A 25280-nucleotide genomic window follows, 5' to 3' on the forward strand; every position below is an offset into this window, starting at 1 on the left:
ACGTGCCGGTGACTATCCTCGGATGGACATAGGTGCTTTGAACGTACGGCTATACTCGATCCAGCCTGTCATGGAGGATGCAATGAAACTTCTGATAACGGTGATCGCCACTCTGATTATGACGCCTGCCGCTATGGCCGCAGACGTAACCTGCAACGCAGCGGCGAAGGAAAAGAACCTTCACGGAGCCGCACTCAATAGCTTCGTCACCAAGTGCGAGAAAGACGCCAAGGCGAAGTGCGACGCGGACGCCAAGGCAAAGAACCTTCACGGCGCGGCCGAAAAAAGTTTCACGACGAAATGCATCAAGGATGCCTCGGGCTGACGCTCCCAACGGAGCGGGCGAGGCTCGCGATACGGGTCGTCGTCGCCAGACCCGCTCCGCAACTCTTAATAATCTCGTAAGGAATCCGACGACCGAGCCGTCTCTGAATCGGCCACCGATAATGACAAATTAAACTAAATTCTCAGCGTTTATTTATCCGGCCGACGTACAAATTGAAACTTGCGAATTCCGATCAGCGCCTGACTTCAGGTTAGCCCGCAAGGTTCAATTGCAATGAAATATTCTCTCCATCGCGCACCCCGGCTACGCCAGACAGCACAGAGCCAGTCGATCGACAGCGCACGGGCCGAAGAGGCAGCCGACGCCGACTTCAACGCCAAGATGCAGCTCTCGTTTCTCGAGTCCGCGATCCAAGATTGGAAAGCTCAGCGCGCGACAGACAACGACAAAACCGAGAAGACTTTCAGCGACGCAGCCGAAACTGACGCTGCTCCGAAATCCTCGTGGCGAACTCCTCTTTCGAAAATCAAGCCGTCCACGCTTGCCAAGTCCGCGTTGGCGCTTGCTGTGGCGCTGATATTGGGCTGGGCGCCTGCCGTCCGTCTCCTCGCCACCACGAGCGCGGAGGCCGTGGTCAACGCCCGGGTAATCACACTTCGCGCGCCGATCGAGGGCGATGTGACGATGGCCGCCACAGCCACTGACATCGGCAGCACGTTCCGCAACAACGAGGAAATTCTGACGATCCGCAACCGCCGCGCCGACTATTCGCATCTCGACAGTCTGCGCCGCGAGCGCGACCAGCTCGGAACCGCGATCTCGGCACTTGAAGCCAAGAAGCAGCTCCTCGAGCAAAACCTCGTCGAGCTCAGCGAGCAACAGGAGAATTTCCGCGTCGGACGCATCACGCAGCTCGACCAGCGCATCCGCGAAATCGACGCCGACCTGGCCGCCACCGAAGCGCAACACGACATGGCGTTGCAGACATTGACGCGCGCCAGCGCACTGAGAAAAACGGACGCCGTCAGCCAGGCTTATCTTGATAAGGCGCTGCAGGACGAACGCGTGACCAAGAACACGATCCAGAGCCTCACCGAACGCCGCAAGGGATCGATGGTCGAGCTCGAAGCCGCACGCAAGTTCATCTTCATCGGCGACAGCTACAACGACACGCCGCAATCCGCACAGCGCAAGATGGAAGTCGCGCTGGAATTGGCCGACGTTCGCGCCCGCCTCGAAGGCAGCAAGGCGGAACTGGCCGTCCTCATGACACGCATCGACGCGGAAACGCGGCGAAACGAAGAGCTGTCTACTGCCTCGATCCGTTCGACCGTCAACGGCCGCGTCTGGGAAATTCTCACCGCGCCGGGCGAGCACGTCAACGCCGGACAGGACCTCATGCGCCTGCTCGATTGCGGCAGCGCCATGGTCACCGCGAGCGTCAGTGAGACGACCTACCAGAAACTCCGCATCGGTCAGAACGCAACCTTCCAGCCGCGCGGCGGCGGCAAGGAATTGCACGGTCGCATCGTCGGCCTCAACGGTTTGGCAGCGGTGTCCTCGAACAGCGCCATCCAGCAGAGCATGCTGGCGCGCGAGCCCTATCACGTCACCTTGAATTTCCCCGGCCTGACCGAAGGCGCCGAATGTCAGATCGGCCGCTCCGGCCTCGTCAAGTTCGACACGTCGTCCCCTGGTGCCCTGGCTTCAACTGACTGACCGGAGACGGCGTCATGACGTATGCGGCCGGCATGGGCTATTGGGATGCGCTCGCACCTGCGATCGTATTGCTGCTGATTGCGCTCGCAATTCTCCCGTGGGTCAATCGCAACAACACGACGGTGCGTGTGATCGCGATCACCGTCTGCCTGTTCCTCGGCTGGCGCTACATGCTGTGGCGCATTTTCGAGACCATTCCCTCGCCTGAAAACCCGATCGATTTTCTGACCGGCTTGACGTTCACCGCCGTCGAAGCGATCGCGATGCTCGGCGCCACAGCCTCTCAAATCTTCCTGACCCGCACGCGCAATCGAACCGCCGAAGCCGATGCGAATGTAAAGCGTCTTCTCGCCAAGCCGGATGTGCCGAAGATCGACGTGCTGATCTGCACCTATAACGAAGGCGAAGATATTCTCGATCGAACGATCATCGGCGCGCTCAACATCAACTATCCGAACTTCCGCATCTGGGTTTGCGATGACGGCCGCCGCAGCTGGCTCAAGGAATTATGTGAGCGTCGCGGCATTGGCTATCTGACACGTCCCGACAATGCGCATGCGAAAGCCGGCAACATCAACGCCGCTTTGAAGAACCTTGCGGCGCTCGACGAGAAACCGGATTTCATCTCCATTCTCGATGCCGACTTTATTCCGTTGCCGGATTTCCTGACGCGCGCCGTTTCGCTGGCACTCGGCCCCGATGTCGGCGTGGTGCAGACGCCGCAGCACTTTTTCAACCCCGATCCGATCCAAAGCAATCTCGCGGTAACGAAAGTCTGGCCGGACGAGCAGCGCTTCTTCTTCGACATCGTCATGGCCTCTAAGGATGCCTGGAACGCCGCCTTCTGCTGCGGAACGTCGTCCGTCATTCGCTTCGACGCCTTGCAGAGCATCGGCGGCTTTCCGACCGACTCCGTGACCGAGGACTATCTCGTCTCTCTGCGGCTGAGGGAAAAAGGCTTCCGCACCGTTTATCTGAACGAGATCCTGTCTCTCGGCCTCGCGCCCGAAGGGCTCGCCGAATACACCACCCAGCGCGCGCGCTGGTCCCTCGGCTTCGTGCAGATCTGCCGGGGCCATAGCGGCCCGCTGAAATGGGGCAACGGCCTGCCGTTCGTCGATCGCATCATGCTCTGCGAGACCTTCCTTCATTGGTCGGCGACGCATCTCTTCCGCGTGCTCGGCATCATCGTGCCGGCGCTATATCTCATTCTCGATATCCAGGCCGTGCACGCCAACGTCATCGACGCGATCTGGTATCTGGCGCCCTTCATCGTCGTCCAATCCGCCATCTATGTCTGGCTGACGGAAGGGCGCGTGCTGCCTCTGATGACCGATCTCTATCAGATGCTCTGCGCTTCCGAAGTTCTGAAATCCGTCTGGTCCGGATTGCTGCGCCCCAACGGTCAGAAATTCAAAGTGACGGCAAAAGGCGGCGACCGCAGCAAGCAATTCATCCAGTGGCCGCTTCTGCGCATCTTCGGAGCGCTGCTGTTCCTGACCGCATTCGGCATCGCCAATGCCTTCATCTTCGATCAAAGCCGGCCGCTCGCCGAGTCGAGCGCGATCGCGTTTTTCTGGAGCTGGTACAATCTCGTCCTTCTGACGTTGTGTTGCTACGTCTGCACCGAGCAGCAACAGCGCCGTACGGGAGACCGCTTCGACGTGCGCGTTCCCGTGAAGCTTGCCTTCAACGGCGAGCAGCGCGATTATTTCGCGTCCGATCTTTCCGTCAGCGGCATGCATCTGATTGGCGATCTACCGGTTCCAGTCGGAACACCGGTGAAGATCAGCTTCGCCGACATCTCGCTCGAAGCCCACATCCGGCGAACGACGCAAACAGGTTTCGGCCTGCAGTTCGAGACAACCGACAAAGCCAAGATGAGCGTGCTGCGCTACATCTTTTCCTCGCCCCGCGGCGTGACGAGCGGCAACATCAAGCCGCATCTCCTCGCACGCGCTGTCGCTGCCCGCGTGTTCCGCTAGCGAGAATTCGCGTCATCAACCGTTCAGCGACTTCAGCGTCCAACGCTTGCCGTTCGAGCCAAGCTCAACAACGCCGAGCGGCGCGATGTCGACCCGCCAGAACGATACCGGGTTCGCTTCGAGCGCGACGACGACGGCCGCGCGGATGACAGCGGGATGTGTAACGGCGACGCTCCGTCCCTGGCTCTCCGGCGCCGCCCTCAACCAGTTCGCGACGCGCGCCAGAAGCGCCTCGACCGACTCGCCGCCGTGCGGGCTCGCTGCCGTATCCGTGAGCCAGCCGACCATCGCCTCCGGCTCCGACGCTTCGACGTCGGCGAACGTCCGCCCCGACCATCGACCAAGGTCCATGTCCCGAATGAGAGGCTCGATCTTAGCATCGACATTGAGCGCCGCCGCCGTTTCGACCGCTCGCCGCGCCGGGCTGGTCCAGGCGTTTAAGAACTGCGGCAAATCGCCGGAAAGCGCGGATGTATCGCGCCGCGCCTTCTCGTCGATGCCCTCATCCAAGGGGAAGGCCGCCGCACGCGTCGCAGCCGTCGGAGCATGGGAAATGAGCGTCAGCCGCTGGATCATGGGCGTTGCTTTACATTGACAAAGGCTCGGATCAACCTATGGTGGACCTTCGCACGTCATGGGTAGGAAACCGGTGAAATTCCGGAACGGTCGCGCCACTGTGATCGGAGGATGCCGCAAAGCTCCAGCCGAAAGTCAGACCCTCTTGTGATGGGCCAACGCTTGATCGGGACGCGCAATCCCAAGGAGGCCCCTTAATGGCATATTCTTCCGTCATCCAAGACACCGTTGCAACACCCATTCCGGTCCGTGAGATTCTGCCCTGGGCAATCTTCGGCGGACTGCTGTTCCTTCTCGCGATGTATTTCATCGGCGTCGAGGAAGGCGCGATGGCGATCTTCAATGGCATGTACGTGCACGAATTCGTTCACGACGGTCGCCACCTTCTCGGCTTCCCCTGCCACTGATCAGACGCGAGATAAAATCATGGGACAATTGTTGCTCCGCGGCATGCTCGCGGGCCTTTTTGCTGCGCTTCTGGCATTCGGTTTCGCGAAGATCGTGGGCGAGCCGCAGGTCGATCGCGCGATTGCATTCGAAGAATCGCACGCCGCCGCTGAACATCAGGCCAGTGCCAACGGCGCTGCTGCAGCGGCGGAAGAACCTGAACTCGTCAGCCGCGAAGTTCAGGCAGGGTTGGGACTGCTCACGGGCATCGCGATGTTCGGCACCGCTTTGGGCGGACTTGTCGCACTCGCCTTCGCGTTCGCGAGCGGCAGGCTGCTGAAGTTCCCGCCGCGAACGACGGCCATCGTCATCGCTGCGGTCGGATTTCTAGCGCTCTACGTTGTGCCCTATCTCAAGTACCCGGCGAACCCGCCAGCCGTGGGCGCCGAGGACACCATCGCCTATCGCACGCAGCTCTACTTCACGATGATGGTGTTTTCCGCGGCAGCCCTGGCCGTTGCCGTAACTCTCGGACGCGCGCTCTCTTCAAGCCTGGGCTCGTGGAACGCGACGATCGCGGGCGTGCTGACGTACATCGTGCTGGTCACGATTGCCGGCTACGCGCTTCCGACCCTCAACGAAGTCCCGAACGACTTCCCGGCCGATCTCCTCTGGAAATTCCGCACTGCCTCGTTCGCGATCCAGGGCATCCTCTGGGCGACGATTGGGCTTGCTCTCGGCGCTATGGTCGAACGAAGCCAGACGCGAACGGCATACTGACGAGCGATATGATCGGGCCGCTCGCAAGGCGGCCCGAAACATTTACGGCTATCATCATATTAGGGCAGTCGATTTGGCACGGCACTCGCCTTGCGTAGGCATCTGTAAACTCGATCCCGCTACCGGCTTTTGTATTGGTTGCGCGCGTACAGGCGGCGAAATCGCCGACTGGATGGCAATGGACGACGACCGGCGCGATGACGTCTGGCGTCAGCTGCCGGAGCGCCTCGCCAATCTTGCGATCCGCGTGCACCTCCTGCCCTGGACGCCCGCTGAAATCGCAATCTGGACCTGCGAACAGATTTCCGAGCGGCAGGGCACATGGGTCACCGGCGTCCCTGGCGCCGTCGCCGAGTTTCCGTGCACACCGGATCGCCGTATCGGCATCGACACAGGCGACGGATCGATGATCGCGCGCGCCGACGATTCCACATTTCGTCTGCGCATCAACGAACGGCTTCGCGCCTTTGCCTTTACCGACGGCGGACCGATCGTGCTCGCCATGCCGCGCGCGCGCGCAAACATGACGGAACACACGACCATTCAGGATCTCGGAGCCGATACCGACGCGATAAGCACCGCGCATCGGAGCGACCGCCTGTTCGACTTCGGCATCGGCCGCAAGAATGCGCGCTTCTGCGTACGTACCGGCGACAGCGCGCTCGCCGAACGCCTCGCAAGCCAGATCGGCCGGCCCTGGTCCGATCTCATGGCCGATATCGGACCGGACGTCATCGCCGCAAGCCCGCACCGCGTCGTCGAATCGGCGGCGGTACGTATCGAAGTTTACACGCCCATTCCGAGACCGGATCAGAAGTCCGCTTCCGGCGCGCATACTCATTTGCTCCCGGAATTTCTCAAAACGGGCGAAGAAATTCCCGCAAGTCTGGCGTTGCCTGCCTTTGCGATGCCCGTCGCGATTTTCTATCCCACGCCCGCGGCAGGAAACTGAGTTTCTCACCCTTTGTCCCCAGCCCGCCGCAGCTTACGCGCGTTCAGTGTTGAGACGGCCGCGCCGGCGTAGTACGCAAGTCACGGGATCACATTGAGAACAAAGAGAGGATCGCATGCGCAGCGCCAGGCTCGGAACTCTGCTCGTTGCCGCTTTCTGTTTGGGCTCATTTGCCGTCAGCGCGCAGGACGCGCCGCCGATGCAGTCGTCCTTTTCGGCTCTGATCGCCAAAGACTACGAAATTAAAACGGTCACGGTCGTCCCGCTCGAGGTCGCCAAGCGCGCCACCGAGTCGGTTAGAACAGATACCGTGATCGTGACGCTGCAGAACAAGCAGTCCGTCGCCGTCTGTTACCTCGCGTTCGCCAACTGGGCGTTCATGAACAAGACGTCGCTCGATACACCGACGCTTTGCGAAGTTCGTGAAGGCGCGGCAGCCGAACCGCAGGCGACGTCCAATCCGCCGCCGCCCGGAACGACGCCTTAAGCGTGGTTAACGCGCGCCATGCGAAACGCACGGCGCCGATCGCACCGGTTTTCATCGTCGTTTTGCAGAAAACCGCCACAGTTTCACCGCCACGCGCCGGTCAATTGAGCATCTTACAAATGCGATGAGGCATTCACGCTTCTCGCGGCAATTGTGGGACCTCTGATGAAAGCGACAAGTTGGGTTCTCGCGGCTGGATTCGCGACCGTGGCATTCGCCGCAACCGCGAGTCTCGGCCACGCCCACAGCGGCACCGCCGACGAACAGGCCGCGTGCACAGGCGACGTCCTGAGCCTCTGCTTCTTTGAAATTCCGAACGAAGACCGGATTGTCGCCTGTCTCAACCGCAAGCGCGATCGGCTGAGCGAGGCGTGCCGTAACGTCATCGATCCGCCGCCCAAGGCGAAAAAGCCTGCCAAGCGCTGAAAAGCCCGAGTTGGCAGAGCGGCGTCCGCAGTCGTAAAACGCGTCTCGAATCCACGAGCGTCTCGTTTTCGAGGAGCGGCTTTGAAGAAACTCATTGTGACGGCCGACGACTTCGGCCTCTCGCTGCCGGTCAATGAAGCCGTCGATCTGGCGCATCAGCATGGCATCCTGACAGCGGCCAGTCTGATGATGGGAGCACCGGCCCGCGACGACGCCGTTGAACGCGCGCGCAAGCTGCCGCATCTCGGCGTCGGAATTCATCTCACGCTCGTCGACAGCTGCCCCGTTCTTCCGCCGACCGAAGTGCCGGGCCTCGTCGGACAGGACGGACGCTTTTCGACAGACCCTGTCAAATTCGGAACCGCGCTGTTCTTCTCGAAAGATCTTCGCCGCCAAGCCGAAGCCGAGATCACGGCGCAGTTCGATGCCTTCCGCAAGACCGGCCTCACGATGGACCACATCAACGGCCACCAGCATTTCCACATGCATCCGGCGATCTCGAAAATCATCGCCAGGCTCGCCAAGGATTTCGGCAACCCGCCCGTACGCATTCCGGTCGAGCCTCTGTTTCCGTCCTACACGGCAACGTCGGATCGTTTTCGCGACCGCTTGTCCGGATGGGTGTTCTTCTACGCGCAATCGCGGCTTCTGCGGCGACGCGTGCGCGCTGCAGGCCTCGGCGTCAACGATCGCGTCTTCGGTCTGAACGACAGCGGCGCGATGACCGAAACGCGCGTTCTCCAGTTTCTCGACAAACTCCCGAACGGAACGACGGAGTTCTACTTTCATCCCGCCACGCGCCGTTGGCCGGGCGTCGACAACCTGCCCGACGACTACCGCCCGATGGAGGAATTCGCGGCCCTGACGAGCCTCAACGTCAAAGGCAAGGCCAACGCGCTCGGCATCACGCTCGTCCCGTTCCGCGAGGCCGTTCGCCGCGCTTGATCTGCGGCGGCCCGAAGCGCTCGAAACGCCATGCCTGCCGTGCTATGCCCCTTGCCGCCGGACGGCGCGTCGCGGCGTAAAACTCGGACTGAAGCCGTTATGCCGTTCATCGTCTTTTCTATCTGGCAGTTCGCGGGCGTTGCCCTCGGCGTCGCCGGATTGGCCTACCTGATCCTAGCGGTGCGCGCCGTATCGCGCTTCCGCGAGCGCGCGGTTTTTGGCGCCGAACCACGCCCCGGGGTTTCCGTTTTGAAGCCGGTCTACGGCACTAACCCGCAACTCTATGAAAGCCTGCGCTCGTTCTGTCTGCAGGATTATCCGAAGTTCGAGGTTATCTTCGGCGCGCACACGGCCGACGATCCCGCGATCGAGGTCGTCAATCGGCTGATCGCAGAAAACCCCGGCCTCGATCTCCGCCTCGTCGTCGATGAAACGCTTGCCGGACCGAACCGCAAGGCGGCGAACCTCGCCAACATCGCACGAACGGCGAAGTATGACCTTTTCGTCCTCGCAGACAGCGACGTGCGCGTCGATCCTGATTGCATCGCCGCGATGGCCGCGCCGTTCGACGACAAAACCGTCGGTGCCGTCGCCTCGATCTACAAGGGCTGGCCCGCCGACAATACGCCCTCGCGCTTCGGTGCGCTTTACCTGAACGATTGGTTCGTGCCCTCCGTCACGGTCGACGTTGATCTGCGCGGCATCGACTTCGTCTTCGGAGCCATGAGCGCCGTGCGCCGCGAAGCGCTCGACGCGATCGGCGGATTTGACATGCTCGCCGGATGCCTCGCCGAGGATTTCTCGATGGGCCGCTTCGTCGCGCGCCGCGGCTGGCGCGTCGTGCTCTCACCCTATGCCTGCGATACCGTCGTCGCGGAACCGAATTTCGCATCCATGTTTCAGCACGAAGTGCGCTGGCACCGCTCGGAACGCGCCTGCCGTCCGTTCGATCAGTTCATGGCCGTCGTCACGTGGCCGCTCGCGCTGCTGCTGATCTTGTTACTGCCGCAACCAAGCATCATCGGCCTTTCGATCATCGGTGCGCATGTCACGCTCAGGATTATTCTGCATTACCTCGTGCGCCGGAACCTCCGCATCGCCACGCCACCCGAGCCGTGGCTCGTGCCTCTGCGCGAATGCGTCTGCTTTTTCGCCTGGGTCGCAGGCATGTTCGGAAACAACATCAAATGGGGCAAGGAAACCTTCAGCATCCGCGCTTATCGCAAGCTGATGGCCGCCGAAACTGCGGCACACGCCCCGGCCGTAACCGGCCCCTCCATCTCGAAAGCATCGCACGATGTCTGATGAGACCGGTCAAAAGCGCGCCGCACGGTCGGGCCGCGTGAAAACGGGCGTCGCGCTCTGCGCTCTTGCCGGCATCGCGCTGGCGATCATCCTCGTCGTTTATTTCGGAACTGCCGAAGTCGGAGATGCTTTTCTCGCGGCCGGATGGCAGGGGCTCGCCGCGATGGCCGGGCTCTATCTCGCCTCTGTCACGCTCTGCGCCTTCGCCTGGCAGGTTCTCGCGGTCACGCCGCCGGGGAATGCCGTCGCCGTGTTTCATTGGGCACGCCTTCTGCGCGACAGCGTCGCCAACATCCTCGCAATCATCCCCGGCGCAGGCGAAGCCATCGCCGCGCGTGAGCTGACCGTCTCGGGCATGAAGTCGGGCGCCGCAATTGCGACGACCGTCATCGACGTCACGATGGAAATCGTCAGCCAGCTGTTTTTTACGTTGCTCGGTCTCGGATTTCTCGCCTGGATCCGCCCAGGCGAACCTCTCGCATGGTGGGCTCTGGCCGGCCTCGCGATATCGGCTGTCGCGATGGCAGGCTTCGTCGCCGCCCAGCGCAGCGGCCTGTTCCAGTTCCTGCAGTCGCTTCCCGACAAGCTCGGCCTGACGGCTCCTTGGAGCGCCGACGATCAATCGCAGAACATCCACGCTGCCATGGAAGACATCTACAGGCAGCCGAGCCGCCCGATCGTTTCGACGATCCTGCATTTCGTGGCCTGGATCGTCGGCGCGGCGGAAGCCTGGGTGGCTCTGACGTTCATGGGCCACCCGCTCGGCTTCGGCGAAATCCTGGTGATCGAAAGCCTCGTCTTCGCGCTCCGCACGATCGCATTCATCGTGCCCTGGGCCGCAGGCGTGCAGGAAGGCGGCTATATCGCGGTCGGCGCGCTGTTCGGCCTGACGCCCGAAGTCGCGCTCGGCTTGTCGCTGCTGAAACGGGCGCGCGAACTGTTGACGGGCGTGCCGGTTCTTCTCGTCTGGCAGGCGATCGAAGCGCGGCGTCTGCTCAGATCGCCGCGCAACGTGGAAGGCCGCTAACCGCGGATACGGTGTTCCTGCGCGCTCGCTGCTTTGTCGAGCTGCAACGCGCTGCGAACCGTCTCGACGATGCCGGACGCCGACAGCCCCGCCTTCTGGCACATGACTTCCGGTTTATCCTGATCGACGAAACAATCGGGCATCACCTTCGAGCGCACCTTGAGGCCGTGATCCAGCAGACCGTTGTCGGACAGATACTGCAGCACATGGCTGCCGAAGCCGCCGATCGAACCTTCCTCGATGGTGACGAGAACCTCGTGATTCTGTGCCAGCTGCCGGATGAGATCGGTATCGAGCGGCTTCATGAAGCGCGCATCCGCCACCGTCGTCGAAAGACCGAGCGCCGCAAGCTGATCGGCAGCTTTCAGCGCCTCGCCGAGCCGCGTGCCGAGCGACAGCAACGCAACCGTCGAACCCTCGCGCAGAATGCGGCCCTTGCCGATCGGCAGAACCTCGCCAACTTCCGGCATCTGAACGCCGGTGCCTTCCCCGCGCGGATACCGGAACGCCGACGGACGATCGTCGATCGAAGCCGCGGTCGCGACCATGTGCTTGAGCTCGGCCTCGTCTGCCGCTGCCATGATGACGAAGTTCGGCAGGCACCCGAGATAGGCAAGATCGAACGACCCCGCGTGGGTCGCGCCGTCAGCCCCGACGAACCCAGCGCGATCGATCGCGAACCGAACCGGCAGGCTCTGGATTGCGACGTCATGCACGACCTGATCGTAACCGCGCTGCAGGAACGTCGAATAGATCGCAGCGAACGGCTTCATGCCTTCCGTCGCGAGGCCAGCCGCGAATGTCACGGCATGCTGCTCGGCGATGCCGACGTCGAACGTGCGATCCGGAAACTCGCGGCCGAAAACATCGAGCCCCGTGCCATCCGGCATCGCCGCCGTGATCGCAACGATCTTCGGATCTTTTTTAGCTTCGGCAATCAGGCTGTCCGCAAACACGCGCGTATACGACGGCGCCGCCGCTTGCGGCTTCGACTGCACGCCCGTGACGACGTTGAATTTCGCAACACCATGATACTTGTCGGGTGAAGCTTCCGCGGGCGCGTATCCCTTGCCCTTCTTCGTCATGACATGGACGAGGATCGGACCCTGCTTGGCATCGCGCACGTTCTTCAGCACGGGCACCAGTTGCCCGAGGTCGTGCCCATCGATCGGCCCGACATAATGGAATCCGAGTTCTTCGAACCACGCTCCGCCGCCTTGCCACAGACTGCGCGTGTATTCCTCGACGCGAGCCGCACGCCGCTCCCAGCTCTTCGGTAACCGCTGCGCAAGCTGCTTGGCGAAATCGCGAACCGCGAAGTAGGACGCACTCGACGTCGTCCGCGCGAGATACGATGAAAGCGCGCCGGTCGGCGGCGCGATCGACATGTCGTTGTCGTTGAGAATGACGATCAGCCGCTCGTTGCGCGCACCGGCGTTGTTCAGCGCTTCGTAGGCCATGCCGGCGCTCATCGCGCCGTCGCCAATCACGCAGACGACGTTCGTATCGCCGCCACTCATGTCGCGTGCGACGGCCATGCCGAGCCCAGCCGAAATCGACGTCGACGAATGCGCCGCGCCGAACGGATCGAATTCGCTCTCCGTGCGCTTCGTGAAACCGGAAAGGCCATTCGGCTGCCGCAACGTCCGAATGCGATCGCGGCGACCGGTCAGAATTTTATGCGGATAGGTCTGATGGCTGACATCCCAGATGAGCCTATCGCGCGGCGTATCGAAAAGATAATGCAGAGCGACGGTCAGTTCGACGACGCCAAGTCCGGCGCCGAGATGCCCGCCGGTCACCGACACCGCGTCGATCGTTTCCGTTCGCAGTTCGGCCGCGAGTTGAGCCAGATCCGCTTCCGCCAGCTTACGCAGGTCGTCCGGAGTCTTGACCCTGTCGAGAAGAGGCGTTTTGGATGGCCGGCTTACAACTGCATCCATTCCCACATCCCCCAATGCTTCAAAACCTCGCCACGCAAATTATGGACCTTTAGAGCGGCTCAAAAAACGAATGATGCCGCACCCACGGGACTCTGCGGGGAGGTGTTGCAACTGCGCCTCATAATTGGCAAACACCTGTAACAAAATGTGCAAAATAAGGCCATTCTGCTCGATTACGCGATGCGTGGCTTCACGAGGGCCTTTCTAGTGGAAAATGCAATGCGAAGGAGACGGGGAATGCTCCCGACGAGACTGTCCATTTGTAAAAGCATGATTTTGCGCGGCTTCCTGGTCGCAGGATTATTCGCTTCCACCGCCGCGCCGACATGGGCCGCGGAAGCTCCGGATGCGATCAACGGACTGAACGCGCAGTTGCTCGCGACCATGAAGCAGGCGCAGGCTTTGGGCGTTCAGGGCCGCTACAATGCGCTCTCGCCGGTCCTCTCGAAAACATACGACATTGGGTCGATGACCCGTGCTGCTGTGGGCGCGAATTGGGAAGCGCTGCAGCCTGCGCAGAAAGCCGCGTTGACGGATGCGTTCGGACGTATGATGATTGCAACATACGCAAAGCGTTTCGACGGCTTTTCTGGCGAAACCTTCAAGATTACTGAGGTCACCGATCGGGCAACCGATAAGATGGTCAAGACCCAGATCATCCAGAACAACGGCAAGCCGGTCGCGATCAACTATCTGATGCGGAAATCCGGGCCTGAGTGGCGGGTGGTGGATGTCTACCTCGATGGTACCATCAGCGAGCTTGCAAGCCGCCGGGCCGAATTTACATCTATATTGAAGGCCGGCGGACCGGATGCCTTGATCGCCTCGCTGCGAAAACAGGGCGACAGGCTTTTATCGGGCGGCTGATTGAGTAAGCATTTCGCTTGGACGTCATGGCTGTAGTTGGTAGCGCCAGCCATGACGTCTCTCTTTCCTCGTGGCGGCATCCCACAGACACGCAGCCTCGCACGCGCCTGATTTGATGCGCGCACGAGCGCGAGCCGCGAACAGGTCGCGAGCTAAATCGCTCGTCTTCGGCTTATTTCACGAATAATTGGTGCGAGGCGCGTTCGCGTCAGCGGACGGCGGTTCCATCTTCCGCGGCTGGTTCCGCAGCCGGCGCTCCGACAATCACGACGGTGCGCGGCTTGGCCGACCTTGTCTTCGGAACGTCGGTCATCTGACGGCTCTGAAGCATCGTCGGAGACGAAACCAGCGTCATCACAGGCTCGATGGCATTCGGATCGGGCGGCGGCGGCGTGCTCGTGAGCGCGCTCGTATCCAGAGCCTCCTGCAGCTCAGCCTGGCGCTTCTGGTCGGTGACGCTTCTCAGCATCGAATAGAAATCGACCGAACTGTCCTCGAGCGTCTGCATATCCTCAGCCTTGCTGAGGTTCGCGAGCGGACCCGCAACGGTTCCGGCCATATCGACGCGGCTCGCAAGCGTTGCAACCTTCGTCGGGAACAAGGCCGCAGCCGGAATTTGCGCCGCAAATTCGACACCGGTGCCGATCGCATCGCGCACGTTCGTCGGCCCAATGATCGGCAGCACAAGATAGCTGCTCTCGCGATAGCCCCAGACGTACATCGTCTGACCGAAATCGCCGGATTGCTTGCTCATACCCTGAGTTGCAGCAACGTCGAACAGGCCGCCGAGACCGAGTGTCGAGTTGAGCGCGAACCGACCGAGCGTCGTAGCCGCAGCCGCCGGCCGCAGCTGCAGCACGTTGTTGGCGAAGACCATCGGCTCGTTGAGGTTCGTCGTGAACGCATCGATGCGATCGCGGACCTCTTCCGGCACGTTTTCGTTGTAGGCCTTCGCCGTCGGATACAGGACCGAGTGATTGAAATCTTGATTGCTGTCGAAGACCGAGCGGTTGAACTTCTCGTTCGGGTCCGCGATCGTCTTCGGCTCATCGTCTTTTTCGGCCGAAGCGAGATAGGTCGGTGAGGACACGGACGCGCCGGTGCTGGCGCAGCCCGACAAGGCTATGCCAACAATCATGCAGCCGACCCAAGTATGGATGGCGCTTGACGTCACGTCTGGAACTTCCCCCTTGCAGGCCCCCGCCCGTCAGGCATCCTTGATGCTTAGCTCAGCTCTGAATCGGATGCTACCTATAACTGCTATGACTGTTGGAGTATGCCGCTGATAAATCAGAAAGTAGCGTCGAAATGACGTCCGGTCTGTGGCTTGTTTGCACCCTCGTTGCGGTGATCGGTAGCGCATATGCTCTGCTTGCGGCCACGCTCGTCGCCCGATTTGCAGCTGGCAAAAAGCCCGCTCTCAGGGACGCGGAAGACGTCACCCTCCTGAAACCGCTGCACGGATCAGAGCCCGAACTCGATTCCAATCTGAACTCGTTTTGCGCCCAGGCATACGCAGCGGACATTCAGATGGTGTGCGGTGTCCAGGACCCGTGCGATCCCGCGATTCTCTTCGTCCAAAACTTGCGCGCGCAATTTCCGAATAGCGACATTCGCCTTGCCGTCGGCTCAAAGCCTAATTTGGGCAACCCGAAAATCGCGAACATCATCAACATGATGCCGAACGCGGCGCATGATGTGCTAATCCTCAGCGACAGCGACATGAAGGTCGAACCCTACTACGTGGCCGAGATCGTCGCCGCCTTGCAGCAACCCGAGGTTGGTCTCGTGACCTGCCTCTATCGCGGACGCGCCGTTGGAGGAATTTGGTCTCGCCTCGCAGCCGCTGCGGTCGATCAGCATTTCCTGCCGAGCGTCGTAGTCGGATTGCACTTTGGGCTCGCGCAGCCGTGCTTCGGTTCGACGATCGCGCTACGGCGCGAAACACTGCAGCGGATCGGCGGCTTTGACGCCTTCGCCGATGCTCTCGCCGACGATTATGAAATGGGTGCGGCCGTGCGACGGCTTGGTCTCAAGGTCGCGATTCCACCGAATACGCTTGGACATACCTTCGCCGACGCATCGTTCTCGCAAATGATTTCCCACGAGCTTCGCTGGGCGCGAACGATTCGCCTCGTCGATCCAATGGGCTACGCCGGATCGATTGTGACGCACCCATTACCGTTCGCGCTTGCGGCTCTGCCATTGAGTGGCTTCAGTGCCATAGCATTCATGATCCTTGCCGCAACGCTTGCATCGCGCCTTTTCGTTCCGATACAAGTTGAGCGATTACCGGGCGGGGGCAAAAGCGCGCTCCTGCTCAGCCCCTTGCGGGATCTTGTAAGTTTTGCAGTGTTCGTCGCGAGTTTCGTGCCTGGCTCCGTCAGTTGGCGGGGCCGCCGCTACAGCGTCGAAACCGACGGTTCCGTCACGCCCCTTTGAAAGGTGCCGATATGCGCACGCTCTTTTTGCAGGCTCCCTCTTTCGACGGCTACGACGGCGGTGCCGGCGCGCGCTACCAGATGAAGCGCGAGGTGCGCTCGTTCTGGTATCCGACATGGCTCGCGCAGCCGGCCGCGCTCGTCGAAGGCTCCAAACTGATCGACGCGCCGCCGCATGATCTCTCCTTCAAGGACATCGAAGGCGACATTCGCAGCAAAGATCTGATCATCCTGCACACCTCGACGCCGTCGTTCCGTCAGGACGTCAAAACGGCCGAGATGATCAAGGATGTGAACCCGACCGCGAAAGTCGGCTTCATCGGCGCCAAGGTCGCGGTCGAACCCGAGAAGGCGTTCTCGGAAACCTCGGCCATCGATTTCGTCGCGCGCAACGAGTTCGATTTCACGATCAAGGAAATCGCCGACGGTCGCGACTGGGCGAACGTGAAAGGCATCACCTATCGCAACAAGGAAGGCGTCGTCGTTCGCAACGACGATCGCGAGGTCCTTCACAACATGGACCTGCTGCCGTTCGTGACGCCGGTCTACAAGCGCGACCTCGACATCAACAAATACTTCGGCGGCTATCTCAAGCACCCGTACATTTCGTTCTATACGGGCCGCGGCTGCAAATCGCGCTGCACGTTCTGTCTCTGGCCGCAGACGGTCGGCGGACACAACTACCGCGTCCGCTCGATCGAGCACGTCATCGAGGAAGTGAAATACGTCCAGCGCGAATTTCCGCAGGTCAAAGAGATCTTCTTCGACGACGATACGCTGACCGACAACCTGCCCCGCGTCGAAGCGCTGGCCAAGGAACTGGGCAAGCTTGGCGTCGTCTGGTCGTGCAACGCCAAGGCCAACGTTCCGCGCGCGACGCTGGAAGTCCTGAAGGACAACGGCCTGCGGCTGCTGCTCGTCGGGTACGAGTCCGGCAATCAGCAGATCCTGCACAACATCAAGAAGGGCTTGCGCGTCGACGTCGCGAAGCGCTTCTCAAAGGATTGCCGCGAACTTGGCATCGTCATCCACGGCACCTTCATTCTGGGTCTGCCCGGCGAAACGCGCGAAACCATTCAGGAAACGCTGGCCTTCGCCAAGGAAGTGAACCCGCACACCATCCAGGTGTCGCTCGCAGCGCCTTATCCGGGAACGTTCCTCTACAATCAGGCAAAGGAAAACGGCTGGTTTGCTGAGGAAACAGCACTTCTGACCGACGACGGCCGGCAGATCGCGCCGCTCAATTATCCGCACCTCGGGCACACGGAAATCTTCGACTCGGTCGAGGACTTCTACAAGAAGTTCTATTTCCGCCCGTCGAAGATCGCCTCCATCGTCGGCGAGATGATCACCTCGCCCGAGATGATGAAACGCCGTCTGCGCGAAGGCGTCGAGTTCTTCCAGTTTCTGCGCAATCGCGAAGAAGCCTGAGCCGCCGTCCGAGAACTCAAACCGTTGAAGAAGCCGGATCGCCATCGACGGGATCCGGCTTTTTTGCATCCCGCGGCGGGCCCATCAGAATGGGCTGGAACAGCACCGCAGCCGCCAGCGTCGTGCACAGCGACAGCGCCAGCAGTTCACCCATGCTCGACGTTCCGGGATGGCTCGAAAAGAACAGGCTTCCGAACGCCACCGCCGTCGTCATCGCGCTGAACAGCACGGCGCGCGTCAGCGATGAGGCGAGCAAGCTCGTCTCCCCGTCGCGCCATGCGAGCACGTAATAAATCTTGAACGCGACGCCGACACCGAGCAGCACCGGCAGCGCGATGATGTTCGCGAAATTGAGCGGCAATCCGAGCAGCACGCAGAGTTCAAGCGTCACGACGCCCGCTAGCAGCAATGGCACGAGCGTCATCAGAACGTCGCTCACCCGGCGCAGCGCGACGTACAGGATCAGCGTGATCGAGACCAGCGCTAATGCGCCAGCCTGAATGAACGCTGTGACGACGGTCTTCGCCGATTCCTGAATGAGGATCGGAACGCCAGTCGCTTCCGGAGCAACCGCGAGCACAGCCGTCGCAAAGCGCCTGAGATTTGCGTTGTCGTTGCCATCGCCGGTCGGCGCGACCTGAATACGCGCGCGGCCGTCCTTCGTGGTCCAGTCCGACACAATGTCCTCAGGCAAAGATTGCAGCGTAACGGCCTCCGCGCCGAGCGCCGTGCGGATTTGCGAAAGCCGTAGCTTGAAACCATCCATCAGCGCGCGATCCACGGCGGCACGCTGCTCAGGCGTTGCGTCGGCGAGCCGTCCGAGCACGTCGGCCATGCGCGCCGCGATTAGTGACGTCCCGGCCTTCTTCGCCGCATCGGCAAAGCCCGTCGCCGCGTCCCTCAGCGTCGCCTTCGTTGCCTCGTCTGTCGGAGGAGGCTGCGCCGCCGGCTCATCGAGCGACGGCCCGAGCAGTCCGGCGGCGTCCTGAATGACCGCGAGCTTTTCCGGCTGTTGGTCCGGCACGAAGCTCTGAAGCGTCACGACACGCGACACTTCCGGCAAATGCTCGATTTTTTCAGCAAGCACTTTCGCATCCGCAAGTGACGGCGTGAGAATATCTATCGTGTTCGGCGCCGTCGCCGGGTCCTTCATCAGATCGTTGAACGTCGCGACCGACTCGACCTTGTCGCTCCGGAGATTGATCGGATTGAAATCGAAGGTCAGCCGCTGCAGCAATGGCAGCCCGGCGGCAACCGCGATCGCCGTGATCGCCAAAATCGCAATCCGATGCCGCGCCATAAACCGATCCACCGGCGCCAACATGCGATAGCCGACGTCATCGGGCTCGCCCGGCGGATTGAGCAGCACGAGCAGCGCCGGCAAAAGCGTGATGCTCGTCAGAAACGCGATCACCATGCCCGTCCCGGCGATGAGACCGAGTTCCGAAACGCCGCGATAGGCCGTCGGCAAAAACGCGTAAAATCCCGCCATCGTCGCAGCCGCAGCCAGCGCCAGCGGCTTGCCCGCGTTGCGTCCTGCCGCCACTAAAGCCTCGCGCAACGCCTCGAGACTGTGCCGCTCGTGCCGGTATCGAACCGAAAACTGAATCCCGAAATCGACGCCGATGCCGACGAACAGCACCGCGAACGCCACCGAAATGAGGTTCAGCGCGCCGACCATCGCGAGCCCCACCGCCGCCGTCAGCGCCAAGCCCACGAACAGCGACACGATCACCGCGAAAATGATCCGCCCGGACTTCAACGCCAGCCAAAGAATGACGAGAACTGCCGCGATCGTCAGCAACGTGTTCAACGCAAGGCCTTCGGCGACGGTGCCGAATTCCTCGTCAGCCATCGGCACCGAGCCCGTGAGACGCACGCGCACGCCATGCTCGGGCGTCAGATCGAGTTGTCGCGCCGTCTCGCGAATGAGGTCGGACGCCTCCGCGCCAGGCTGCAAATCGCCGAAGTCGAGCACCGGCTTCACTTCGAGAAAACGGCGCAGGTCGGCAGGCGCGGGCTTTGTATTCGTGAGCAATTCATCCCACGAAAAAGACGATGGCCGTCCTGCCAACACATCATCGATCGCGCCAGAAAGAACCTTCAGCGGTTTGTCATAATCGGCCCACGTCGCGCGCTCCGCTTCAACGCCTTGCGGCACGAGTGACAGCGCTTTCGCCAAGCCGTTGAGCGTCGGATCGGCCGCCATCGTCCCAAGCACGGGCTGCGCCTTGATCAGATTTTCCGTGGTTTGCTTGACCTCGTCGAGCGACAGATAAAGCAAGCCGTTCTTTTCGAAAAATGCGCCGCCCTCGCGCCGCCGCACTGCTTCGATCGGCTTCGGCACTTTCGCAGATAGCGCAATGTTCAGCTTGCGCGCCGCCGCCTCGGCGACTTCCGGCGTCGTCCCATCGATAACGACTTCGATCGTATCGCTGTGCTGAGGAAATGCTGCGTCGAACTGCTGTTCGCGCTGCCGCCAGTCGAGATCCGACGAAATGAGCTGGCTCGTATCCGTCGTAATGGCGAAATGCGTGCTGATGTATTGGACCGCACCGGCAGTAAGCGCAATCGCGAGCAGAACAGTCAGCCACGGCAAACGCAGCGCGGCGGCGACGATCCTCGCAACCGTACGTTCAATCATGCCGGCGCAGACTCGCCCTGTCTGCTCATTTCTCGAATAAGGTGATTGCCCATCCCCGGTACGTCTCGTCAGAATTCTTAGTGGATGAAATCGTTGCTTATCAGATGCGTCCTGCCTTCGCACCCAAGCCGACGGTCATGTTGCTTTTAAGACACCAGAGTCGGCCCCTTCGCGACGTAACATGCCCGTGAGTCCATATTCAAATATTTCGGGCGTAAAGTCTGCTGCAATGCGACTTCAGTAAGTGCGGTGCACGAACGCGTTCCGGAAAATGCGGCGAACCGGATAATGCGATCGCGATTGCACATCGGCAGAACGGGGAATTCTGCATGAAAATCATCCTGGCGCAGCCGCGCAGTTTTTGCGCGGGCGTCGTTCGGGCCATCGAAATCGTGGAGCGGGCGCTCGCCACCGGCGACGCGCCGGTCTACGTGCGCCATGAGATCGTTCACAATCGGCACGTCGTCGACGGCCTGAAGGCTAAAGGCGCGACATTCGTCGAAAACCTCTCCGACATCCCATCCGATGCGATCGCGATTTTCAGCGCTCACGGCGTTTCGCGCGCCGTCGAGAACGATGCTGCCGCGCGCAACTTGAACGTCATCGACGCCACGTGCCCGCTGGTGACGAAGGTTCACAATCAGGGCCAGCGCTATTCGTCCCTCGGCCGAACCGTCATTCTGATCGGCCACGCGGGCCATCCCGAGGTCGAAGGCACGCTCGGCCGAATCACCGGCCCGATCCATCTGGTCGAAACGCGAGACGACGTCCTTAACCTCGACCTCCCCGACGATACGCCCATCGCCTACATCACGCAGACGACCCTCAGCGTCGACGACACCCGTCAGACGATCGAGGCCGTCAAAGCCCGCTTTTCGGACGTCATCGGTCCCGAAACGCGCGACATCTGCTATGCCACCCAGAACCGCCAGACGGCCGTCCGCGACCTCTGCCGCCACGTCGAGGTGCTGCTGGTGGTCGGCTCGCCGAACAGTTCGAACTCCAACCGGCTTCGGGAAATCGGGGAAGAGTGCGGCATCCCGAGTTATCTCGTCGCAGATGGCCATCAGGTCGATCCGGAATGGCTTGCCGGAAAGGAAACCATCGGCATAACTGCCGGTGCATCTGCGCCGAACGTCCTTGTCGATGACGTAATCGGTGCGCTAGCTAAGCTCGGCCCGATCGAAATTAAGGCGCTGCAAGGCGTCGAAGAAAAGATAACATTCCGCTTGCCGCCTGAATTGCTCAAAGCCTCGTGAGGGATCGAGGTCGTGGGCATCACTAGAAGGAGCCTTGAGGGGTGGGAATTCCATTAGACCAGGCACTGTCGATTGGTGCCTACGTGCTGAAGCAGCACCTGACGGGCCGCAAGCGGTATCCACTCGTGCTGATGCTCGAACCGCTGTTTCGCTGCAACCTCGCATGCGCGGGCTGCGGCAAGATCGATTATCCCGACAAGATCCTGAACCAGCGGATCTCGGTCGCTGACGCTTTGCATTCGATGGACGAATGCGGAGCGCCCGTCGTCGTCATGGCCGGCGGCGAACCTCTGCTTCACAAAGAGCTTCCCGAGATCGTCGAGGGCGCGCTCGCCAAGGGCAAGTTCGTCACCGTTTGCACCAACGCGCTGCTGCTCGAAAAGAAGATCGATCTCTATAAGCCGCACAAGCGCTTCAACTGGTCGATCCATCTCGACGGCGACAAGGAGATGCACGACAAGTCGGTGTGCAAACAGGGCGTTTACGATCGCGCCGTCGAAGCCATCAAGGTCGCCAAGGACAAAGGCTTCCGCGTCAACATCAACTGCACGCTTTTCAGCGACGCCCAGCCAGAACGCGTCGCGAAGTTCCTCGATGACGTGAAGGCGCTCGGCATCGGCGGCATCACGATCTCGCCCGGCTACGCTTACGAGCGCGCGCCGGATCAGCAGCACTTCCTGAACCGCACCAAGACGAAGCAGATCTTCCGCGACATTCTGAAACGCGGTCGCGGAGGTAAGGCGTGGCCGTTCTTCCAGTCGGCTCTGTTCCTCGACTTCCTTGCTGGCAATCAGACGTATCAGTGCACGCCGTGGGGCAACCCTACGCGCACCGTCTTCGGCTGGCAGCGTCCCTGCTACCTCCTCGGCGAAGGCTACGCCAAAACCTTCAAGGAGCTGATGGAAGGCACCGATTGGGACAAGTACGGCACCGGCAATTACGAGAAGTGCGCCGACTGCATGGTGCATTCCGGCTTTGAAGCGACAGCCGTCGTCGATGCCGTCAAGCGTCCGTGGAAGATCGCCGCCGTCACGCTGATGGGCGTCAAGACCGATGGCCCAATGGCGCCGGACATTCCACTGCACAATCAGCGTCCCGCCGAATTCGTGTTCTCGCGCCACGTCGAGACGAAGCTAGCCGAGATCGACGAAGCCGAGGCCCGGGCCAAGAAGCCGGTGGCAGCGGAGTAAACCGGCCATCGCGCGGCGGGCGGCGAAAGCCGTCCGCATCAGGTCCGGAAGCTGTCCCGGCTGCGACGCCAGCGACTTCAGAACTCCGGCAATATCTGGCGTTCCGTCCGGCTTCATGCCGTTGACCGCCGCAGGCGGTAGCGATTGGTCAGCGCTATCGGCAACGACGCGCAACACCGTGAACGGCAATCCTCGCGCTACGGCGATCCGCGCCACGACGTGACTCTCCATATCTACGATCGCCGCACCGGTCGCACGATGAAGTTCGGCTTTTGCAGCGGCATCACCAACAGCACGCGCAGATCCTAAAACCGCTTCGCACCGCGCGTCCGACAGCGCAGCAAGCAAATGCGCGGTCCATGCATCATCTGTCGCAAACCGGTTCCCATCGAACAGTACCGAGCTCCCGACTATGCATGCGCCTGGCTCAAGCCGCGGCTGCAACGCGCCCGCAATGCCGAAGCTGATGAGACCGCGCGCACCGTCCTCGATCGCACGCTCGATCAGCGCAGCAAGCCGCGTTTCATCGCCGCCGCCCGCGATCGCTTTCACGCACGGCGTGCGCTCTGCAATACGCGCTTCTGCCCGAAGGCCGGTCGCAGCGACGACGAAGCCCGGAGCTTGCACGGCTCACATCCCGACGAGAACGGATTTGGAATTCGCTGCTTTAAGATTGCGGTAGCGCGCCAGCGCCCACAGCGGAAAGAACTTCGAATAGCCGTGATAGCGCAGATAGAAAACGCGCGGAAAACCTGTCGCGGTGAATCGCTCTTCACCCCAGAAACCATCGCTGCCCTGCTTCGCCGCGAGATACGCGACGCCACGCTGAACCGCCGGATGATCGACTTCACCCGCCGCCATCAAACCCATCAGCGCCCAGGCGGTCTGCGATGCCGTGCTCGGCGCAGCCTCATAGCCCTTGTAATCGAGACTGTAGCTCTCACCGTCCTCGCCCCAACCGCCGTCTGGGTTCTGAATCGACAAAAGCCAATCGGCCGCCTTACGCATCGACGGCGCGGACGGTTCAACACCGGCCGCGTTCAGCGCGCAGAGCACCGACCACGTGCCGTAGACGTAATTCATGCCCCAGCGGCCGTACCAGCTTCCGTCTTTCTCCTGCGTGCTTTCGAGATAGCGCAACGCCTTGTCGAGCACCGGGCTTGTTTCGCGACGTTCGCCGAGCTGCGCCAGCATCGAGACGCACCGCGCCGAAACGTCGGCCGTCGGCGGGTCGAGCAGCGCCCCGTGATCCGAAAACGGAATCTGGTTGAGATATTCGTACGTGTTGTCGGCGTCGAACGCACCCCAGCCGCCGTTCTTGCTCTGCACGCCCACGACCCACTCGCGCCCGCGCGCCATGGACTCGCGATAGTGATCACGCTTCGCAGCATCGCCTCCCGCTGCGCGATCCATCGCCATCACGACGACGGCCGTATCGTCGACATCCGGATAATAGGCGTTGGCGTACTGAAACGCCCATCCGCCCGGGCGCACGTCCGGCCGCGATGCCGCCCAGTCCCCGACCGTATCCAGAACCTGAAGCGGCTTCAGCCACGCAAGCGCGCGATCAACATCTTCGTCAGCCTGCGCAACACCCGATTCCATCAGCGCGTGCGCCGCGAGCGCCGTATCCCAAACCGGCGACAGGCATGGCTGGCAATACGCTTCGTCATCCTTGATCACGAGAAGTTTCTCGATCGATCCGCGCGCCGTCACGTAATCCGGATGATCGTGCGAATATCCGAGCGCGTCATAAACCAGCAATGCATTGACCATCGCCGGAAAAATTCCACCGAGCCCGTCTTCACCATTCAATCGCTCGGTCGCGAACGCCACGGCTTTATCGATGGATTTTTTACGCAACGATTTCGGAAACGCCGGCTCGAACAACCTGAGCACCCGGTCGATGCCGCCGAAAACCTGCGACCACGGAAATTTCTGATGCGGACCCTTCGGCCAGTTGCGAACCTGATCCGGCGGCGTGACGAACAATTCGGCAATGCCGACGCCTTTCGGATTCCGCGCCACCGGCTTCAACGCGTTGAGCACCGTCAGCGGAATGAGAACCGTCCGCGCCCAATAGGAAATCTTGTCGATGTGGAACGGAAACCACTTCGGCAGGAGCATGATCTCGACTGGCATCACCGGCACGCCAGACCAAGGAATGGCGCCGAACAGCGCCAGCAGATTGCGCGTGAAAACATTGCTGTGCGACGCGCCGCCCTGCGCCAGAATCCACGCCCGCGCCTTCTGCATATGCGGAGCATCGGGCGCATCGCCGATCATCTTCAGCGCATAGTAAGCCTTGACCGACGCGCTGATGTTCGACGCGCCGTCACGAAACAGCGGCCAGCCGCCGTCGTCCGACTGAATGCGCCGCAGATAACGCGCGATCTTCCCTTCCAGCACCGCGTCAACGGGCTCGGCGAGGTAATGGCGCATCAGCACGTATTCGGCGGGGATCGTCGCATCCGCTTCGAGCTCGAAAACGAAATGACCATCCGGCCGCTGAAGCGCGAGCAGCGAATTGCGCGCCGACGCGATCGCCGTCTCGAGTTGCTGACCCGAAACTTGCCTGATCGCATCCTCCCTGGAGCGTGCAGAAGTTGCAGCCGCGTTCGTCGTCATGG

Annotated in this window: 22 protein-coding genes and 1 riboswitch; of the genes, 16 read left to right on the forward strand and 6 right to left on the reverse strand. The window is 61.4% G+C overall.

Going from position 1 to position 25280, the window contains the following annotated elements; genetic code table 11:
• The first annotated feature begins 82 nt into the window (after positions 1-82).
• From HYPGJ_RS11075 to HYPGJ_RS11085, 3 genes are all read left to right on the forward strand, one after another.
• Positions 83-325, forward strand: a complete 243-nt coding sequence (locus HYPGJ_RS11075; protein ID WP_046848336.1) for a hypothetical protein — start codon at positions 83-85, stop codon at positions 323-325.
• A 234-nt stretch (positions 326-559) separates the two neighbouring features.
• Positions 560-2005, forward strand: coding sequence for an HlyD family efflux transporter periplasmic adaptor subunit (locus HYPGJ_RS11080; RefSeq protein ID WP_046847224.1), 1446 nt, complete (start codon positions 560-562; stop codon positions 2003-2005).
• A gap of 14 nt (positions 2006-2019) precedes the next feature.
• Positions 2020-3990: a glycosyltransferase gene (locus HYPGJ_RS11085; RefSeq protein WP_046847225.1), complete on the forward strand. Its 1971-nt coding sequence runs from the start codon at positions 2020-2022 to the stop codon at positions 3988-3990.
• A 15-nt stretch (positions 3991-4005) separates the two neighbouring features.
• Here the strand turns inward: HYPGJ_RS11085 and HYPGJ_RS11090 are convergent, their stop codons facing one another.
• A complete protein-coding gene (locus tag HYPGJ_RS11090) occupies positions 4006-4566 on the reverse strand; it encodes a histidine phosphatase family protein (RefSeq protein WP_046847226.1) in 561 nt (186 codons plus the stop codon).
• A 25-nt stretch (positions 4567-4591) separates the two neighbouring features.
• Positions 4592-4727, forward strand: a riboswitch (cobalamin riboswitch).
• A 36-nt stretch (positions 4728-4763) separates the two neighbouring features.
• Between HYPGJ_RS11090 and HYPGJ_RS11095 the strand changes: the two genes are divergently transcribed.
• From HYPGJ_RS11095 to HYPGJ_RS11130, 8 genes are all read left to right on the forward strand, one after another.
• The gene (locus HYPGJ_RS11095; protein WP_013214534.1) at positions 4764-4973 is read left to right on the forward strand and encodes a CbtB-domain containing protein; all 210 of its coding nucleotides are present in this window, start codon (positions 4764-4766) and stop codon (positions 4971-4973) included.
• Positions 4974-4992: 19 nt separating this feature from the next.
• A complete protein-coding gene (locus HYPGJ_RS11100; RefSeq protein ID WP_083984101.1) occupies positions 4993-5733 on the forward strand; it encodes a CbtA family protein in 741 nt (246 codons plus the stop codon).
• 73 nt (positions 5734-5806) lie between these two features.
• Positions 5807-6685: a DUF1289 domain-containing protein gene (locus HYPGJ_RS11105; RefSeq protein ID WP_046847227.1), complete on the forward strand. Its 879-nt coding sequence runs from the start codon at positions 5807-5809 to the stop codon at positions 6683-6685.
• 115 nt (positions 6686-6800) lie between these two features.
• Entirely contained in the window at positions 6801-7172 is a 372-nt protein-coding gene (locus HYPGJ_RS11110; protein ID WP_046847228.1) for a hypothetical protein, read from the forward strand.
• Positions 7173-7337: 165 nt separating this feature from the next.
• Positions 7338-7598: a hypothetical protein gene (locus tag HYPGJ_RS11115; protein ID WP_046847229.1), complete on the forward strand. Its 261-nt coding sequence runs from the start codon at positions 7338-7340 to the stop codon at positions 7596-7598.
• A gap of 81 nt (positions 7599-7679) precedes the next feature.
• A complete protein-coding gene (hpnK, locus tag HYPGJ_RS11120) occupies positions 7680-8543 on the forward strand; it encodes a hopanoid biosynthesis-associated protein HpnK (protein ID WP_046847230.1) in 864 nt (287 codons plus the stop codon).
• 99 nt (positions 8544-8642) lie between these two features.
• Complete coding sequence (gene hpnI / locus HYPGJ_RS11125; RefSeq protein WP_046847231.1) at positions 8643-9848, forward strand: bacteriohopanetetrol glucosamine biosynthesis glycosyltransferase HpnI; 1206 nt, start codon at positions 8643-8645, stop codon at positions 9846-9848.
• Positions 9841-10875, forward strand: a complete 1035-nt coding sequence (locus HYPGJ_RS11130) for a lysylphosphatidylglycerol synthase domain-containing protein (RefSeq protein WP_046847232.1) — start codon at positions 9841-9843, stop codon at positions 10873-10875. The genes hpnI (HYPGJ_RS11125) and HYPGJ_RS11130 overlap by 8 nt, the downstream gene beginning before the upstream one ends.
• On the opposite strand, the gene dxs is transcribed toward HYPGJ_RS11130, so the two are convergent.
• Entirely contained in the window at positions 10872-12818 is a 1947-nt protein-coding gene (gene dxs / locus HYPGJ_RS11135) for a 1-deoxy-D-xylulose-5-phosphate synthase (RefSeq protein WP_046847233.1), read from the reverse strand. The genes HYPGJ_RS11130 and dxs overlap by 4 nt on opposite strands.
• Positions 12819-13055: 237 nt before the next feature.
• On the opposite strand from dxs, the gene HYPGJ_RS11140 reads away from it, so the two are divergent.
• Positions 13056-13685 carry an ABC transporter substrate-binding protein gene (locus HYPGJ_RS11140; RefSeq protein ID WP_046847234.1) on the forward strand — a complete coding sequence of 210 codons (630 nt, stop codon included), beginning with the start codon at positions 13056-13058 and terminating at the stop codon, positions 13683-13685.
• A 208-nt stretch (positions 13686-13893) separates the two neighbouring features.
• On the opposite strand, the gene HYPGJ_RS11145 is transcribed toward HYPGJ_RS11140, so the two are convergent.
• Entirely contained in the window at positions 13894-14859 is a 966-nt protein-coding gene (locus HYPGJ_RS11145; protein WP_046847235.1) for a VacJ family lipoprotein, read from the reverse strand.
• 134 nt (positions 14860-14993) lie between these two features.
• Here HYPGJ_RS11145 and hpnI (HYPGJ_RS11150) point away from each other — a divergent pair, with 134 nt between their 5' ends.
• Together hpnI (HYPGJ_RS11150) and hpnJ are read left to right on the forward strand one after the other, a co-directional pair.
• Positions 14994-16127, forward strand: coding sequence for a bacteriohopanetetrol glucosamine biosynthesis glycosyltransferase HpnI (gene hpnI / locus HYPGJ_RS11150; protein WP_046847236.1), 1134 nt, complete (start codon positions 14994-14996; stop codon positions 16125-16127).
• A gap of 11 nt (positions 16128-16138) precedes the next feature.
• Positions 16139-17557 (forward strand): hopanoid biosynthesis associated radical SAM protein HpnJ, encoded by a 1419-nt coding sequence (hpnJ, locus tag HYPGJ_RS11155; RefSeq protein WP_013214522.1) that lies wholly within the window; start codon positions 16139-16141, stop codon positions 17555-17557.
• Between the two features lie 16 nt (positions 17558-17573).
• Here hpnJ and HYPGJ_RS11160 read toward each other — a convergent pair whose 3' ends face one another.
• Positions 17574-20201 carry an MMPL family transporter gene (locus HYPGJ_RS11160; protein WP_046847237.1) on the reverse strand — a complete coding sequence of 876 codons (2628 nt, stop codon included), beginning with the start codon at positions 20199-20201 and terminating at the stop codon, positions 17574-17576.
• A gap of 329 nt (positions 20202-20530) precedes the next feature.
• Between HYPGJ_RS11160 and ispH the strand changes: the two genes are divergently transcribed.
• Positions 20531-21460 carry a 4-hydroxy-3-methylbut-2-enyl diphosphate reductase gene (gene ispH, locus HYPGJ_RS11165; protein ID WP_046847238.1) on the forward strand — a complete coding sequence of 310 codons (930 nt, stop codon included), beginning with the start codon at positions 20531-20533 and terminating at the stop codon, positions 21458-21460.
• Between the two features lie 41 nt (positions 21461-21501).
• Complete coding sequence (gene hpnH, locus HYPGJ_RS11170) at positions 21502-22650, forward strand: adenosyl-hopene transferase HpnH (RefSeq protein WP_013214519.1); 1149 nt, start codon at positions 21502-21504, stop codon at positions 22648-22650.
• On the opposite strand, the gene HYPGJ_RS11175 is transcribed toward hpnH, so the two are convergent.
• Positions 22594-23277, reverse strand: a complete 684-nt coding sequence (locus tag HYPGJ_RS11175) for a phosphorylase (protein WP_046847239.1) — start codon at positions 23275-23277, stop codon at positions 22594-22596. The two genes, hpnH and HYPGJ_RS11175, sit on opposite strands and share 57 nt — an antisense overlap.
• 3 nt (positions 23278-23280) lie before the next feature.
• Complete coding sequence (shc, locus tag HYPGJ_RS11180) at positions 23281-25278, reverse strand: squalene--hopene cyclase (protein ID WP_046847240.1); 1998 nt, start codon at positions 25276-25278, stop codon at positions 23281-23283.
• Positions 25279-25280: the final 2 nt, after the last annotated feature.

It is taken from the genome of Hyphomicrobium sp. GJ21, from assembly GCF_001006785.1.
Taxonomy (GTDB): domain Bacteria; phylum Pseudomonadota; class Alphaproteobacteria; order Rhizobiales; family Hyphomicrobiaceae; genus Hyphomicrobium_B.

Excerpts from the sequence above, each read along its gene's own strand:
- HYPGJ_RS11085 (WP_046847225.1), top strand. The coding sequence starts at position 2,020 with ATGACGTATGCGGCCGGCATGGGCTATTGGGATGCGCTCGCACCTGCG.
- HYPGJ_RS11095 (WP_013214534.1), top strand. The coding sequence starts at position 4,764 with ATGGCATATTCTTCCGTCATCCAAGACACCGTTGCAACACCCATTCCG.
- ispH (WP_046847238.1), top strand. The coding sequence starts at position 20,531 with ATGAAAATCATCCTGGCGCAGCCGCGCAGTTTTTGCGCGGGCGTCGTT.
- HYPGJ_RS11130 (WP_046847232.1), top strand. The coding sequence starts at position 9,841 with ATGTCTGATGAGACCGGTCAAAAGCGCGCCGCACGGTCGGGCCGCGTG.
- HYPGJ_RS11090 (WP_046847226.1), bottom strand. The coding sequence starts at position 4,566 with ATGATCCAGCGGCTGACGCTCATTTCCCATGCTCCGACGGCTGCGACG.
- HYPGJ_RS11100 (WP_083984101.1), top strand. The coding sequence starts at position 4,993 with ATGGGACAATTGTTGCTCCGCGGCATGCTCGCGGGCCTTTTTGCTGCG.
- hpnI (WP_046847236.1), top strand. The coding sequence starts at position 14,994 with ATGACGTCCGGTCTGTGGCTTGTTTGCACCCTCGTTGCGGTGATCGGT.
- HYPGJ_RS11115 (WP_046847229.1), top strand. The coding sequence starts at position 7,338 with ATGAAAGCGACAAGTTGGGTTCTCGCGGCTGGATTCGCGACCGTGGCA.
- hpnJ (WP_013214522.1), top strand. The coding sequence starts at position 16,139 with ATGCGCACGCTCTTTTTGCAGGCTCCCTCTTTCGACGGCTACGACGGC.
- HYPGJ_RS11080 (WP_046847224.1), top strand. The coding sequence starts at position 560 with ATGAAATATTCTCTCCATCGCGCACCCCGGCTACGCCAGACAGCACAG.
- HYPGJ_RS11110 (WP_046847228.1), top strand. The coding sequence starts at position 6,801 with ATGCGCAGCGCCAGGCTCGGAACTCTGCTCGTTGCCGCTTTCTGTTTG.
- HYPGJ_RS11075 (WP_046848336.1), top strand. The coding sequence starts at position 83 with ATGAAACTTCTGATAACGGTGATCGCCACTCTGATTATGACGCCTGCC.
- HYPGJ_RS11160 (WP_046847237.1), bottom strand. The coding sequence starts at position 20,201 with ATGATTGAACGTACGGTTGCGAGGATCGTCGCCGCCGCGCTGCGTTTG.
- shc (WP_046847240.1), bottom strand. The coding sequence starts at position 25,278 with ATGACGACGAACGCGGCTGCAACTTCTGCACGCTCCAGGGAGGATGCG.
- hpnI (WP_046847231.1), top strand. The coding sequence starts at position 8,643 with ATGCCGTTCATCGTCTTTTCTATCTGGCAGTTCGCGGGCGTTGCCCTC.
- HYPGJ_RS11140 (WP_046847234.1), top strand. The coding sequence starts at position 13,056 with ATGCTCCCGACGAGACTGTCCATTTGTAAAAGCATGATTTTGCGCGGC.
- dxs (WP_046847233.1), bottom strand. The coding sequence starts at position 12,818 with ATGGATGCAGTTGTAAGCCGGCCATCCAAAACGCCTCTTCTCGACAGG.